The organism is Acidimicrobiales bacterium, assembly GCA_036491125.1.
Classification (GTDB): Bacteria; Actinomycetota; Acidimicrobiia; order Acidimicrobiales; family AC-9; genus AC-9.
In genome coordinates this window covers 1-13,408 of record DASXCO010000065.1, presented here as the reverse complement: position 1 = coordinate 13,408, position 13,408 = coordinate 1, and the positions used below count along the sequence as shown (strand labels likewise).

Genomic DNA, 13,408 nt, shown 5'->3' with positions numbered 1-13,408 from the left:
CCTGGACCTGGGCCGAGTACGCCCAGGCCTGCACCGAGCGGGCGTCGGTCCTGGTCGGGCTGCGGCGACCGGGGCCGTTCCACGTCGGGGTCCTGCTCGACAACGTGCCCGAGTTCCCCATGTGGCTGGGTGCGGCGGCGTTGGTGGGCGCCACGATCGTGGGCATCAACCCGACCCGGCGCGGGGCCGAGCTGGAGCGGGACATCGCCCACACCGAGTGCCAGCTGATCGTCACCGAGCCAGGCCACCGGCCCCTCCTCGACGGGCTCGATCTGGGGATGTCCGACGACCGCGTGCTCGACGTCGAGTCGGAGCCGTACCGCGCGCTGCTGGCCGACTCGAAGGGAAGGGCGCTGCCCGAGGAGCGGCCGACCCCGCAGTCGCGCTACCTCCTGCTCTTCACCTCCGGCACGTCCGGACAGCCCAAGGCCTGCATCTGCTCACAGGGCCGTCTGGCCCGTATCGGACAGGCAGCGGGCAAGAACTTCGGCCTCACTCCGGACGACATCTGTTACGAGGTCATGCCCTTGTTCCACTCGAACGCGCTGATGGCGGGCTGGGCCCCGAGCCTGGCGTCGGGCGCGGCCACCGCGCTGCGGCGGAGGTTCTCGGCGTCAGGCTTCCTTCCCGACATACGGAGGTTCGGGGCCACCTTTTTCAACTACGTGGGCAAGCCGCTGTCGTACATCCTGGCCACGCCCGAGGCGCCCGACGACGCCGACAACCCGCTCGTCCTCGCCTTCGGCAACGAAGGTGCGGACCTGGACCTCGAGCGCTTCGGCGTCCGGTTCGGATGCCGGGTGGTCGACGCCTATGGGTCCACGGAGGGCGGGGTCACGGTCGGGCGCACACCGGACATGCCGCCGGGCGCGCTCGGTCGCGCTCCCGAGGGCACGGTGGTACTGGACCTCGAGACGGGCGAGGAGTGCCCGCCGGCCGAGTTCGACGAGCACGGGCGGTTGCTCAACCCTGCGGCCGCGATCGGCGAGCTGTCGTCGCGCTCGCAGGGCACCGGCTTCGAGGGCTACTGGAGGAACGAGGAAGCCGATGCCGAGCGGGTGCGGGACGGCGTGTACCGGACCGGTGACCTCGCCTACCGGGACGCAAAGGGCTATTTCTATTTCGCCGGTAGGGGCTTCGACTGGCTCCGGGTCGACGGCGAGAACTTCGCCGCCGCCCCGGTCGAGCGCATTCTCGCCCGCCATCCGGATGTGCTGCTAGCGGTGGTGTACGCCATCCCCGACCCCGAGGTGGGCGACCAGGTGATGGCCGCCCTGCAGCTGAGGCCGGGGCGCGAGCTCGACCCCGTGGGGCTGGCCGAGTTCCTCGCCGCGCAGCCCGATCTGGGCACGAAATGGGCGCCCCGCTTCGTACGCGTCACCGACCACCTCCCGGTCACGCCGACGAGCAAGGTGCTCAAGCGGGTGTTGCGGCGGGAGCGCTGGGATTGCAGCGACCCCGTGTGGTGGCGGCCAACGGCGTCGGGGAAGTACCGCCGCATGACCGCCGACGACAGCGCCGGGCTCCGTGACGCGTTCACCGCCAGGGGGCGACTGAGCTCGCTCGACGCGGGCTGATCGAGACTCCGCCGGGGCTCGCGCAGCCGCTCGTCGTGTGCCGGTCGAGGTACGCTCATATCCCTTGACAGATATATAGCTGGTAATACATACTAGCGTCGATGATGACGTTCGAGGCGCTGGCCGAACCTAACCGGCGACGGATCCTGGACCTACTGCGCGACGGGGAGCGACCCGTCGGCGAGCTGGTACACGCGCTGGCCGTGAGCCAGCCGGCGGTGTCCAAGCATCTCGGTGTGCTGCGCCACGCCGGTCTCGTCGAAGCGCGGGTGGACGCCCAGCGCCGCTTGTACCGGGTGCGGGTCGAGCCGTTGCGCGAGCTCGACGACTGGATCGCGCCCTACCGGGCACTGTGGAGCTCCAGCCTCGACGCCCTCGAAGATCACCTGGACGACATGGACAACCCTCCGGCCCTGAAAGGAGAGCGACGTGGACGGCGTACTCGAGCAAGTAGGTGAGAGCTGGCGGCTGCGCTTCATCCGTGAGCTGCGGCACCCGGCGCCGAAGGTGTGGCGGGCCATCACCGAGCCCGCGCACCTCGAGACCTGGTTCCCCGGACGGATCGTCGGCGAGTGGGTGGTCGGCTCCAAGCTCGAGTTCCACGGTGAGTTCCCCACGTTCGGGGGCGAGGTGCTGGAAGTCGAAGACGGCTCGGCGCTCGAGTTCCGCTGGGGGCCGGACACGATCCGGCTGGAGATCGTGCCCAGCGGCGACGGGTGCACGCTCACCCTCACCGACACCTTCGACGAGCTCGGCAAGGCTGCTCGCGACGCCGCCGGCTGGCACGAATGCCTCGACCGGCTCGGCAAGGACCTCGACGGAGCGACCCCGCTGGCGTGGGGAGAACGATGGAAGGTCGTCCACCCCGGCTATGTGGAGGAGCTCGGTCCAGAGGCGTCCGCCATCGGACCGCCCGACCCGGTCGATGCCAGCGGCGATCGCGGTTAGCGGTCGACGCCCAGGATCAGTCCGCTGGTGGGCACCCCGGTGCCGGCCGTGACGAGGACGTGCTCCGCCCCCTTGACCTGGTTGACCGACGTCCCTCGCACCTGGCGAACGCCCTCGGCGATTCCGTTCATGCCGTGGATGTACGCCTCACCGAGCTGCCCGCCGTGGGTGTTGATCGGTAGCGCGCCGTCGAGCTCGACGTTGCCGTCGCGGAGAAAGTCCTTGGCCTCGCCCCGGCCGCAGAAGCCGAACTCCTCCAGCTGGCACAGCACGAACGGGGTGAAGTGGTCGTAGATGACCGCCGTCTGGACGTCGGCGGGTCCGATCCCCGCCGTCGCCCACAGCTGACGGGCGACGAGCCCCATCTCGGGCAGCCCGGTGATGCTGTCGCGGTAGTAGCTGGTCATCATGTCCTGTTCGTCGCCCGCGCCCTGCGCCGCGGCACGGATGACCGCCGGGGGCTGAGGGAGGTCGGCGGCGCGCTCGCGGCTGGTCACCACGAGGGCCTGGGCGCCGTCGCTCTCCTGACAGCAGTCGAGCAGGTGCAGCGGCTCGACGATCCAGCGTGAGCGCTGGTGGTCCTCAAGGGTGATGGGCTGCTCGTAGAACCAGGCCGCCGGGTTGCTCGCCGCGTGCCGGCGGTCGGCCACCGCCACCCGGCCGAAGTCCTCACTGGTGGCTCCGTACTCGTGCATGTAGCGGGTGGCGAACATGGCGACCCACTGCGCCGGCGTGAGCAGGCCGAAGGGGGCGTACCAGCTGAAGTGGGCGCTCTCCGCCGTCGGCATGGGTGGCCGGTCCTGCACGCCGGCCCCGAAGCGCCGGCCCGATCGTTCGTTGAACGCCCGGTAGCAGACCACGATGTCGGCGGCGCCGGTGGCGACCGCCATGGCGGCCTGGGCGACGGTGGCGCAGGCGGCTCCTCCCCCGTGGTGGATGCGGCTGAAGAAGGTGAGCGCTCCGATCCCGAGGTTGCGGGCGATCTCGATCTCGGGGTTGCCGTCCATGGTGAACGTGACCATCCCGTCGACCTGGGCCGGGTCGATGCCGGCATCGTCGAGCGCGGCCGCCGTGGCCTCGACGGCCAGGCGCATCTCGCTGCGCCCGGAGTCCTTGGAGAACTCCGTGGCGCCGATCCCCACGATCGCCGCCCTGTCGGCCAGCTGGTTGGAGCTCGTCATCTTGACGACCGCGGCAGCGCCAACCGCACGGTGCCGGACACGTGATCGCCCAGGCTGTTCGCACCCTTCACCGCCACCTCGACGACCCCGTCTTCCTTTGCGGTGATGGTGCCGGTCATGACCATGGTGTCGCCGGGGTAGTTGGGAGCACCGAGGCGGATCTTCACCCGCTCGAGCACGGCGTCCGGGCCGGCCCAGTCGGTGATGAACCGGCCCACGAACCCGTTGGTGCTCAGGATGTTCATGAAGATGTCCTTGGACCCGCGATCATGGGCCAGGCCGGGGTCGTGGTGTACGTCCTGGTAGTCGCGCGAGGCGATGGCGGTAGCGACGATGAGCGTGCGGGTGAGCGGGATCGCCAGCTCGGGCAGCTGATCACCGACGCGCACGTCGTCGTAGGCGAGGGTGGTCGTGGTCGTCATCTGTTCGCCGCCGCGATCTGCCGGCCCAGCCGGGCCAGCTGCTGGCTGGCGCCGCCCAGCGTCACCTCGATCTGCTTGCCCCACAGGAAGTAGCGGTGGATGGGATAGTCCACGTCGGCTCCCAGGCCACCGTGCAGGTGCTGGGTGGTGTGCACCACCCGGTGCCCGCCGTCGGCTGCCCACCACTTGGCCACCGCCACCGCGTCAGTGGCGTCGATACCTCGCGCCAGCCTCCACGCCGCCTGCCACATCGTCGCCCGCATGGCCTCGGTGTCGATGTAGGCGTCGGCGGCCCTGAGGGCCGCTCCCTGGAAGGTGGCCAGCGGCCGACCGAACTGGTGACGACCGGAGGTGTACTCGGCCGCCATCCTGAGGGCCTCCTCGGCCACCCCCACCTGGAGGGCGCACAACGCGGCCACGGCCCGGTCGAGCACCCAACCGACGGTGCTGTCGCCCCGGTCCGGGCTCCCGAGCACGTCCTCGGGCCCGACGGGCGCGCCGGCGAACGAGAGGTGGGCGGCGATCCCCCGGTCGGTGGTCTGGGCCAGCTGGCGGGCCACGCCAGGCCCGGCGGGATCGACCAGAAAGGCGCCGAGACCGCCGCCCGGTAGGCGGGCGGGCACCAGCACCCTGGCCGCGAGATGGGCGGCGGGCACGCTCATCGCCGTGCCGTCGAGCCGCCAGGCGGCGCCATCGGGCGTGGCCGCGACGCCCGGCCCGAGGGTGCCGGAACCGACGTCGGCCAGCGCCGCGGTGAGGATGGTGTGGCCCTCGACGACGCCGGGCAGCCAGCGGGCCCGCTGCTCGGGCGTGCCCAGCTCGGCGATGGGCAACGCCCCCATGGCCAAGGTGGGGAGCAGCGGCACCGGCGCCACCCGCCTCCCCTGCTGCTCGAGCAGCAGGCACAGCTCGACGATCCCGTACCCGCTCCCACCGGCGTCGTCCGGCAGGGCGATGCCGAGGAGGTTGGCCTCGGCGAGCTTGGACCACAGGGCGCGGTCGAAGCGGTCGGTTCCCCCTTCGATTTCCTTCACCCGTGCCGGGGTCGCCTGGTCCTCGAAGATCCTGGCCGCCAGGTCGGCGATCGCCTGCTGCTCCTCCGACAGCGTGAAGTCCATCAGCTGGCCACCGGGTGGAACTGGGGCAGGGTGAGCTCGTCGTCGAAGGCGACCATCTCGAGCTCGAGCGGCATGCCGATGCACACGTCGCTCGGGTCGACGCCGACCACGTCGGTCACCAGCCGGGTGCCCTCCTCCAGCTCGACCAGGCCGACGACGAGGGGGTAGTCGAAGGCGGGCACCTCGGGATAATGGACGACGACGAAGCTGTACAGCGCCGCCCGCCCACTGGCCTCGACCGTGTCCCAGTCGAACGACCGACACCGCGAGCACATCGCATGCGGCGGATGACGCAGGACGCCGCACGAGGCACACCGTTGGATCAGCAGGCGGCCCTGCCGAGCTCCTTCGAAGAAAAAGGCGTTGTCCTGGGTCAGCGCCGGGCGGGGCCGCCTCGGACGATCCTGTGTCCTCGTCTGCGCCGGTCGAAACTTCAGGATCCGGAAGCGCATGCTGCCGACCAGCTCGCCCCGCTGGTCGTGATAGTCGCTGCGCGTGGTGACGAAGTGGCCGGCGCCGAGCGCCGTGCGCTTCTCCTCGGAGATCGACTCGATCGTCGACGTCATCGACAGGTGGTCGCCGGGATGGAGGTAGCGGTGGTACTCCTGCTCGCAGTCGGTGGCGACAACAGAGGTGAAGGCGGCGGCGTCGAGCATGGCCATGAGCTCGTCGCGCGCGTTCCCGCCGCTGGTCGGGCGGGGCTTGATGCCCCGCATGACCCAGGCCTGGAGCATGACCGGAGGGGCCACGATGCCGCCGTGAACCGACCGGGCCGCCGCCTCCGGGTCGGTGTAGATCGGGTTGTCGTCACCGATGGCCTCGCACCAGTGCCGGATCATGGGCTGGTTGACGGGGTCGGCACCCAGCTCGGGGGGCCCGACCGGACGACCCTCGAAGGACCGCGCATTCTCCAGGAACGGGTCGCTCACCGTGGTGCGCGGGCCATCCCGAGGCCCACGCTGGCCACGATCTCGCGCTGGACCTCGTTGACTCCACCGCCGAAGGTGTTGACCTGGGCGGCGCGCGCCGCCCGCTCGAGGTCACCGCGCAGCACGGCGCCCGATTCGGAGGCCGGCAGATAGCCGAGCGGTCCCAGGATCCCGAGCAGCGTCCGGTAGACGTCGATCAGGCACTCGGTGCCGTAGACCTTGACCGCCGAGGAGTCCCCCGGGTTGAGCGTGCCGGCGGCCGTGTCGGCCGTCATGCGCCAGTTGAGCAGCTTCATGGCTTCGAGGCGGGCGTGCGTCCGGGCCAGGTCCATCTGCACCCACGGCTGGTCGAGCACCGTGGCCCCGCCGTCGGCGGGCGTTGCCGCGGCCCACGCCAGCACCTCGTCCCACAGACGGTGCGCCATCCCACCCATGGCGGCCAGCCCGACCCGCTCGTGATTGAGCTGGGTCGTGATCATGCGCCAGCCCTCGTTCTCCCGTCCCACCAGGTTGGCGGCCGGTACCCGCAGGTCGTCGTAGTAGGTGGCGTTGGTGCGGACCCCGCCCACGGTCACGATCGGCGACGCCTTGAAGCCGGGAGAGGCCGTCGGCACGAGCAGGATGGAGATCCCCTTGTGCTTGGGCGCGTCAGGGTCGGTGCGGACGGCCAGCCAGATGTAGTCGGCGTCGTTGGCCCCGCTGGTGAAGATCTTGCTGCCGTTGACGACGTACTCGTCGCCGTCGAGGACGGCCCTGGTCCGCAGCGACGCCAGGTCGGTCCCCGCCTCGGGCTCGGTGTAGCCGATGGCGAAGTGGATCTCGCCGCCGAGGATGCCGGGCAGGAAGCGCGCCTTCTGGTCGTCGGAGCCGAACCTCATGAGCGTCGGCCCGACCGTGTTCAGGGTGACGAACGGGATCGGCGCCCCCGCCCGCTGTGCCTCGTCGAAGAAGATGAACTGGTCGGTCGGCGGCCGCCCCTGTCCGCCCTGCTCGCGGGGCCAGCCGATGCCCAGCCATCCGTCGGCCCCCATCTGACGCACGAGCCGGCGGTAGAGGGGGCCGCCCTCGCCCGGGCCGCCGAGCTCGGTGCGCACGTCGTCAGGAAGCAGCCGCGCGAAATACTGGCGCAGCTGCTGGCGCAGCTCATTCTGCTCGGTCGTGTAGTCGAGGTACATGGCGAGCGCTCGGGCTGAAACCTAACAGAGCGTCAGGCCCTACAACGAGGCGAACTCGGTGCGGGCGCGGCCGGGGTCGAACTCGAAGCGCTCGCCGGGCGCGGGCACGATCACGAGTGGACACGGTGTGTGCTGGGCGCACTGCTGGGCGACCGAGCCGAGCAGGAGGCCGGAGAACCCTCCCCTGCCCCGCGCCCCGACCACCAGCAGGTGGGCGCCCTCGGCCGCTTCCACCAGCGCCAGCGCCGCCGGCGCCGGCGCCACGTGCCGGCGGAGATCGAGGCCCTCGCTGACGGCGAGGCCGGCGAGGCTCTCCTCCACGACCTGGAGGGCGTCCTCCTCGAGCGCCTCGACCGTGACCGTCTGGCCGGGGGTCGGCGAGGCCTTCGGCGCCCGCTCCGGATAGCTCCAGGAGTGGACGACCTCCAAGGCGGCGCCCCGCAGCTTCGCCTCGGCCAGGGCCCAGGTCAGGGCCTGCCGGGCCCCGGAGGAGGCGTCCACTCCGACGACGATCCTCCCGCTGTCGGGCCGACCTCCCGATCGCGGTGCTTCGCCTTCGAGCATGGCCAGCCACCTTCCCTTTCGTGAGACGGACAATTCGACCGCATCATGGGCGTCGGCGCCAGCATTCGGGTCTCGTCCTGTTCCACGTCTTGTCGAAAGTGGGCGCGAGGCCCGGACGCGCAACGACCGGGGCCCCTTGCGGACCCCGGTCGGCGCGTCACGGTCCGGCGTTGCGCCGGAGGATTTGGCCTGTCAGCTCAGCGAAGGCCGAGCTTGGCCGAGCAGGCGGGCCAGGAGCCCCAACCACTCGAGGCCTGCAGCTTCTGCGCCGCGGCATCCTGCTGTGCAGGGGAAGCCGAGGCCGGGCTGCCGGGCATACCGATACCGGACCAGGTGGACTGGCTGAACTGGTATGCGCCTCCGTAGCCGTTGCCGGTGTTGGTCGAGTAGTTGCCACCCGACTCGCACTGGCGAAGCTGGGCCCAGACCCCACCCGAAGCACTCGAGTTGGACGACGAGGCCACGGCCTGGTGCGTCGCGGGGGGTGCGGAGAAGGTGTGCTGGACCGGAGCAGAAGCCGCCGTGAAGGCGGGGTCCTTGGCGAAGACCATCTCCCCGTTCACGACGTGCCAGTAGGCCCCATGCTCGAACTTGAGGAGATTGTTGGCGACCATGAAGTTATGGACCAACTGGTCACCGCTCGGCGGTTGAGCGGGTGCGGCGGTGGCCGGCTGGCCGGTAGCAACGGCGGTACCCATCACAGCTCCTGCTGCGACCGCTGAACTTGCAAGTGTTGCCGAGAGTCGGTTCTTGCGCATTTGTGCGCCTCCTTGAAGTCACGGAAACCCTGGAGGGCTTCAGGTGTGGCGTTGAAATGGCGGACAGACCGTCGGTACGCATGCGACTCGCGAGCCGGACTGGATCCCCAGCGTCTGGCCCTGGATGTCGATGTCCCTACGAGGTGCGGACGGACAACCCTGGTGTGGCTGGACCTAGTGGCACTCCTCCTTTCGTGGCCCAGCGAGAGCTCGCTCACTGCTGGCCGCGTTCGATCGAGAAATCGGTTGTGGTGGAAAAACCCTTGGCAGATTGTCGGCTGCGCGCGTTTAGCGGTCGCTAATCGAGATTTGGCTACACCGGGCCATCGGGATCGACGGCGCGCCTAATATGTGCAGCAGGCGCTAAATTTAGATAACCACCCCGCAGCGACGCAAATCGGCAGAAAAGCCCAGGTGAACAAGCTCGTCACCACATCGGTGCGTTGGCACGACGATAAAGAGCATGCACATCGCGTTCAAGGCTTTCTCCTCGAGACACCACGGGGCCTGCTTGCTGGAGACGTGGATGTTGGACGGACAGGATTCGGGGACTCTGCGGGGCGAAGCGTCGTCGTTCTACCCACTCATCCGAGTCCAAACCCCATCGCATCCGATTCGGCCATCAGCGGCGCCGGCCCGGTCAGAAGGCGTCAGATGCCCCAGGAGGGGCTGGAGGAGGTTGCCGGTCTGGGGTGATTTTCCCCATTGACGACCGAATGCCCGGGGCGTATGTTTCCTAGCCGGAGCCCCGAGGGGACGGCCGAAGGGCCAGCCGGAGAGGGAGACCTCGACGGACGGTCCGGAGGAATTTCCTCGGGGCTCTGTCCTGTCCGGGCACTCGCTAGCCTTGGACTGCTGTGAGCCAGGTCGACACCACCCCCGATGTTGCGCCGGTCAACACCGATCCCCTCATCGACGACGGAGATCACGAGCGGATGACGCACATCGTCCTCGGCGGGCTGCGCACCGACAAGGACGAGTTCGTTCCGACCGGCACCAGCGTGGCCGAGGGCATCATCAACCAGGTGCCGGTCCGGGCCCTGTGCGGCAAGGTCTGGGTCCCTGGACGGGATCCCCGCCGCTACCCACTCTGCCCCACGTGCAAGGAGATCGCCCAGTCCTACGGCTGGCAGGTGCCCGCCGGCTGAGCGGCTAGACGAGCAGGTCGATCGACACCGCCACGCCGACGACGACGATCAACGTCCGCAACAGCGTCGGGGAGAGGCGCCGACCCACCGTGGCGCCGAGCTGTCCGCCGATGATCGAGCCCGCGGCGAGCACTCCCGCCGCTCCCCAGGCCACGTGTGCCGCGGCGACGAAGATGATGGCCGCCGCCCCGTTCACCAGCAGCGCGAGCACGTTCTTGGCCGCATTCAGCCGCTGGAGGTCGTCGGACAGGAAGATGGCCAGGAGGGCGATCAGCATGACGCCCTGGGCCGCGCCGAAGTAGCCGCCGTACACGCCCGTGGCGAAAACCGTCGCCAACAGCCCGACGCCACCGTGATGCTCGTCGCTCCCCCGCCGGGCGGCCAGGCGGCGGCTGAGCGCAGGCTGGGCGAGCACCAGGCCGCAGGCCACGAGGATGAGGACCGGCACGATGCGGCGGAACACCGAGCCGGGCAGCACGAGCAGCAGCACTGCGCCGGTGATCCCCCCGGCCACCGCCGGCACGCCCAGGACCAGGAGGCGAGGGCGCTGACCAGCCAGCTCCCGGCGGTAGCCGATGCTCCCGCTCGCCACGCCGGGCACCAGCCCGACGGTGTTGGTGACGTTGGCCGTCACCGCCGGGTACCCGATGGCCAGCAGGGTCGGGAAGGTGATGAGCGAGCCGGAGCCCACGATGGTGTTGACCGTGCCGGCGGCCAGCCCGGCCGCGAAGATCGCCAGCGCGGTCGACGCGGACATGGCGCCGGTCTAGGCCACGGCGCCGGAGGCTGTCGAGCGACCTCCCCTATAGTGCAGAGCCGTGCGCACCGGTGACCAGGTACCCGACTTCGAGCTCACGGCCGACAATGGCCAGTCAGTCCGCCTCTACGACGAGCTGGGTCAGGGCCCGGTGGTCCTGTTCTTCTACCCCAAGGCCATGACGCCGGGATGCACGACGGAGAGCTGCCACTTCCGCGACCTCGGAGGCGAGTTCGGTGCCCTCGGCGCTCGCCGACTCGGCATCAGCGCAGACCCCGTCGAGCGTCAGCAGCAGTTCACGGCCAAGCACGACTTCGACTTCCCCCTCTTGTCGGATACCGACCGTCGGGTCGCAAAGGCGTTCGGCGTGAAGCGGCCGGGGCCGCTGTTCAACCGTCGCGCCACCTTCGTGATCGGCACAGATCGGCGGCTGCTGGCCAGTATCGCCAGCGAGCTCAAGATGGAAAAGCACGCCGACGAGGCGCTGGCAGTCCTGCGCGCCGCCCAGAGCACCTCCGGCTCCTAGCGCCGGAGGCCTTCTCCTGGGGCCGGCCTCCCGGGCCGGCCGCCGGCTCCTAGCGCCGGAGGGCTTCTCCCGGGCCGCCGGCGCCTGGCGGCGGACGCCTTCTCCTGGGGCCGGCCTCCCCGGCCGGCCGCTAGCGCAGCTCTCGCTCGACGCGGCTGGTGACCTGACGTTCCACTACGAAGGCCAGGAAGGGCACGAACCCGGCGCCCACCACCTCCGCCATCTGGGCAAGCGTCCATCGGCCCCGGCGCGCCAGGTCGTAGGCGGTGAGCAGGTAGACGATGTAGAGGATGCCGTGGATGGGTCCCACGACGGCGACCACGCCCGGGGAGCCGGCGGCGTACTTCAGGGGAACCCCGACGAGCACGAGGATCAGTAGGCCCACCCCGACGACGTAGGCCATGATGCGGTACCGGAGCAGGGCGCCGCTCACGTGGGATGCCGCCAGGTCTTGCGCCTGCCGCTGGCGTTCAGCTCGGCCAGGTACCGGTTGTAGGCGGCGAGGTCCTCGTCATCGTTGTCTCGGTACCTCGGGACGACCGGGGTCACCTCGGGCGTGGCGGCGCCGTTCGCACCGGCGGCGGCACCGTTCGCACCGGCGGCGGCGCCGTTCGTGCTCGCTCTAGCCGCCCGCTCCGGCCGGCGGCCGCCGCGATCGGGCCGTGCGTGCAGCATGTCCCACCACATGTAGAACACGACGCCGGCCAGCAGCGGCCACTCGAAGGCGTAGACGTAGCTCAGGGTGTTGCCAGACAGCGCCCGACTCGCCTGCCACCAGGTCAGGCCGGCCATCGTCGCCACCAGCAGGATCATCGTGAGGTGCAGGAGGACGGCCCGTGACGAGAGCCAGGTGCTGCGCACGCCGCAAGCCTATGCCTGCCCCTTGACCTGGTTACAGCCAGGGCGGGCCGGGTGCTGCCGTCGTCACTCGGCGCCGGCGAGCGTCAGCTCCGGGTGATGGGCAGCGACCATGCGCCGCATGCCGTCCCGCCAGTCCACCATCGTCTCGCCGACCAGGCCGTGGAGACGGGTGTTGTCGGTCGTGACGCTCTCCAGCACCTGGTCGGTGTGCTCGAAACGGGGTTCGATGCCGACGAGGTGGCCGAGGTACGCCGACCACTCCTCGATACTCACCGCGTCCTTCCCCGCCCAGTTCACGATCGTCGCCGGCACGCCGGCCACCTCGAGCAGACGCGGCACCATGGCGATGATGTCAGTGTCGTGGATGGGGTTGAAGATGCTCGGCGCGTTGGTGTGGACGGCGATCGGCTGTCCGGCCAGGATCATCTCGAGGTGGAACAGCGGCCACCCACCGTTGTCACCGTAGGGGACGTTCAGGCGGGCGATGGTGGTCGGCAGTCCCCATTGGCGAGCGCCAGCGCGGGCCATGGCTTCGGCGGCGATCTTCGTGATGCTGTAGGTGGGCATGAGCACCCGGTGGTTGTCGCCGAGAGCGTCGGTTTCGGCCAGCCGACGATGGCCATCGGCCTGATAGACGGCGGTCGACGAGCAGTGCAGGAAGGCCTTGGCCCGCCGACAGTGCTGCATCAGCAGACCGACCGACTCGGCGTTGGCCGCCAGATCGCGGTCCCAGCGCCCGCTCTTGACGACGCTGAAGTTGAGCACGTAGGTGAAGTCGTCGGGCAGGGAGCCGAAGTCGTCAGTGGCCAGGTTGTGGGCCACGCACCTCACGCCTCCCGACTCGATCTCGGCCTGCGCGGCCGGGTCCTTGAAGCGGGCGAGGCCCCACACCTCGTTGTCCTCCGCCAGGGCCAGGGCGAGGGGCTTGCCGACCTGGCCCGTGGGTCCGGTGAAAAGGATCTTCTCGCCACGCAGGGTTGCCATGAGGCGGGAGGTTAGAGGACTGCGGCCGGACTCGGGCCACGGCGGAAGGAGGCAGGTGAACTCCCCCTTCCGCCCAATCGCTGCTGCGGCGACCCCCCCGATCCCGCCAAATGAAGATCGGGCGAGCTCCCCTTCTTGTGGGAAGCCTAGGACCCCCGAGCCCTCCCCACAATGGGCTATTTCGAGCATTAGACGGGCAATCCTGCCGCCACGCCGGCGAGCCCGGGGTCCAGGGCCGCTTCGCCAGCCAGGCCCGCAACATCAAAACCCGTGAACCTGCTCTTCAGCTCGTCGGACGCGCCCCAACTGCGGCCGTCGTGCCCCTAGACATCCCACGCCCGTTGCCGTCAAGCAGCGACTTGGGTTCGGTGGCCCCACGCCACGTGTTCGTCGTAGATGGTGCCGTGCCTCAGGCACCCGTGGAGGATGCCGACGAGGCGGTTGGCAAGGGCACGTAGAG

The 13,408-nt window shown here is 69.9% G+C and carries 16 protein-coding genes; 5 read left to right on the top strand and 11 right to left on the bottom strand.

Annotation, left to right across the window (positions count from 1 at the left end; genetic code table 11):
* The 3 genes from VGF64_05455 to VGF64_05445 form a co-directional block, all read left to right on the top strand.
* On the top strand, positions 1-1,577 hold a 1,577-nt coding region (locus VGF64_05455), incomplete at its 5' end, for an AMP-binding protein (GenBank protein ID HEY1634184.1).
* Positions 1,578-1,678: 101 nt separating this feature from the next.
* Positions 1,679-2,035, top strand: coding sequence for a metalloregulator ArsR/SmtB family transcription factor (locus VGF64_05450; GenBank protein HEY1634183.1), 357 nt, complete (start codon positions 1,679-1,681; stop codon positions 2,033-2,035).
* Entirely contained in the window at positions 2,007-2,525 is a 519-nt protein-coding gene (locus VGF64_05445; protein ID HEY1634182.1) for an SRPBCC domain-containing protein, read from the top strand. The genes VGF64_05450 and VGF64_05445 overlap by 29 nt, the downstream gene beginning before the upstream one ends.
* Here VGF64_05445 and VGF64_05440 read toward each other — a convergent pair.
* The 7 genes from VGF64_05440 to VGF64_05410 form a co-directional block, all read right to left on the bottom strand.
* The gene (locus VGF64_05440) at positions 2,522-3,706 is read right to left on the bottom strand and encodes a lipid-transfer protein (protein ID HEY1634181.1); all 1,185 of its coding nucleotides are present in this window, start codon (positions 3,704-3,706) and stop codon (positions 2,522-2,524) included. The genes VGF64_05445 and VGF64_05440 overlap by 4 nt on opposite strands.
* Positions 3,703-4,128 (bottom strand): MaoC family dehydratase, encoded by a 426-nt coding sequence (locus VGF64_05435; GenBank protein ID HEY1634180.1) that lies wholly within the window; start codon positions 4,126-4,128, stop codon positions 3,703-3,705. Before VGF64_05435 ends, VGF64_05440 begins: the two co-directional genes overlap by 4 nt.
* The gene (locus tag VGF64_05430; protein ID HEY1634179.1) at positions 4,125-5,246 is read right to left on the bottom strand and encodes an acyl-CoA dehydrogenase family protein; all 1,122 of its coding nucleotides are present in this window, start codon (positions 5,244-5,246) and stop codon (positions 4,125-4,127) included. Before VGF64_05430 ends, VGF64_05435 begins: the two co-directional genes overlap by 4 nt.
* On the bottom strand, positions 5,246-6,175 hold the full coding sequence (locus tag VGF64_05425; protein ID HEY1634178.1) for a bifunctional MaoC family dehydratase N-terminal/OB-fold nucleic acid binding domain-containing protein: 930 nt from the start codon (positions 6,173-6,175) through the stop codon (positions 5,246-5,248). The genes VGF64_05430 and VGF64_05425 overlap by 1 nt, the downstream gene beginning before the upstream one ends.
* The gene (locus VGF64_05420) at positions 6,172-7,350 is read right to left on the bottom strand and encodes an acyl-CoA dehydrogenase family protein (GenBank protein HEY1634177.1); all 1,179 of its coding nucleotides are present in this window, start codon (positions 7,348-7,350) and stop codon (positions 6,172-6,174) included. The genes VGF64_05425 and VGF64_05420 overlap by 4 nt, the downstream gene beginning before the upstream one ends.
* A 39-nt stretch (positions 7,351-7,389) precedes the next feature.
* Positions 7,390-7,914 carry a universal stress protein gene (locus tag VGF64_05415; GenBank protein HEY1634176.1) on the bottom strand — a complete coding sequence of 175 codons (525 nt, stop codon included), beginning with the start codon at positions 7,912-7,914 and terminating at the stop codon, positions 7,390-7,392.
* A gap of 197 nt (positions 7,915-8,111) precedes the next feature.
* Positions 8,112-8,612, bottom strand: coding sequence for a transglycosylase family protein (locus VGF64_05410; protein ID HEY1634175.1), 501 nt, complete (start codon positions 8,610-8,612; stop codon positions 8,112-8,114).
* A gap of 917 nt (positions 8,613-9,529) precedes the next feature.
* On the opposite strand from VGF64_05410, the gene VGF64_05405 reads away from it, so the two are divergent.
* A complete protein-coding gene (locus VGF64_05405; GenBank protein HEY1634174.1) occupies positions 9,530-9,820 on the top strand; it encodes a DUF3039 domain-containing protein in 291 nt (96 codons plus the stop codon).
* 4 nt (positions 9,821-9,824) lie between these two features.
* Here VGF64_05405 and VGF64_05400 read toward each other — a convergent pair whose 3' ends face one another.
* On the bottom strand, positions 9,825-10,577 hold the full coding sequence (locus tag VGF64_05400; GenBank protein ID HEY1634173.1) for a sulfite exporter TauE/SafE family protein: 753 nt from the start codon (positions 10,575-10,577) through the stop codon (positions 9,825-9,827).
* 61 nt (positions 10,578-10,638) lie between these two features.
* Here VGF64_05400 and VGF64_05395 point away from each other — a divergent pair, with 61 nt between their 5' ends.
* Entirely contained in the window at positions 10,639-11,103 is a 465-nt protein-coding gene (locus VGF64_05395) for a peroxiredoxin (protein HEY1634172.1), read from the top strand.
* Between the two features lie 130 nt (positions 11,104-11,233).
* On the opposite strand, the gene VGF64_05390 is transcribed toward VGF64_05395, so the two are convergent.
* The 3 genes from VGF64_05390 to VGF64_05380 form a co-directional block, all read right to left on the bottom strand.
* Positions 11,234-11,536 carry a DUF3817 domain-containing protein gene (locus VGF64_05390; GenBank protein HEY1634171.1) on the bottom strand — a complete coding sequence of 101 codons (303 nt, stop codon included), beginning with the start codon at positions 11,534-11,536 and terminating at the stop codon, positions 11,234-11,236.
* A complete protein-coding gene (locus tag VGF64_05385) occupies positions 11,533-11,964 on the bottom strand; it encodes a hypothetical protein (GenBank protein ID HEY1634170.1) in 432 nt (143 codons plus the stop codon). Before VGF64_05385 ends, VGF64_05390 begins: the two co-directional genes overlap by 4 nt.
* Before the next feature lie 63 nt (positions 11,965-12,027).
* Positions 12,028-12,948: an NAD(P)-dependent oxidoreductase gene (locus tag VGF64_05380; protein ID HEY1634169.1), complete on the bottom strand. Its 921-nt coding sequence runs from the start codon at positions 12,946-12,948 to the stop codon at positions 12,028-12,030.
* Between the last annotated feature and the right edge of the window lie 460 nt (positions 12,949-13,408).

What these genes read in the sequence shown, in the direction of transcription:
- VGF64_05415 (HEY1634176.1), bottom strand. Translation starts at nt 7,914, where the DNA reads ATGCTCGAAGGCGAAGCACCGCGATCGGGAGGTCGGCCCGACAGCGGG.
- VGF64_05420 (HEY1634177.1), bottom strand. Translation starts at nt 7,350, where the DNA reads ATGTACCTCGACTACACGACCGAGCAGAATGAGCTGCGCCAGCAGCTG.
- VGF64_05435 (HEY1634180.1), bottom strand. Translation starts at nt 4,128, where the DNA reads ATGACGACCACGACCACCCTCGCCTACGACGACGTGCGCGTCGGTGAT.
- VGF64_05430 (HEY1634179.1), bottom strand. Translation starts at nt 5,246, where the DNA reads ATGGACTTCACGCTGTCGGAGGAGCAGCAGGCGATCGCCGACCTGGCG.
- VGF64_05450 (HEY1634183.1), top strand. Translation starts at nt 1,679, where the DNA reads ATGATGACGTTCGAGGCGCTGGCCGAACCTAACCGGCGACGGATCCTG.
- VGF64_05440 (HEY1634181.1), bottom strand. Translation starts at nt 3,706, where the DNA reads ATGACGAGCTCCAACCAGCTGGCCGACAGGGCGGCGATCGTGGGGATC.
- VGF64_05400 (HEY1634173.1), bottom strand. Translation starts at nt 10,577, where the DNA reads ATGTCCGCGTCGACCGCGCTGGCGATCTTCGCGGCCGGGCTGGCCGCC.
- VGF64_05410 (HEY1634175.1), bottom strand. Translation starts at nt 8,612, where the DNA reads ATGGGTACCGCCGTTGCTACCGGCCAGCCGGCCACCGCCGCACCCGCT.
- VGF64_05380 (HEY1634169.1), bottom strand. Translation starts at nt 12,948, where the DNA reads ATGGCAACCCTGCGTGGCGAGAAGATCCTTTTCACCGGACCCACGGGC.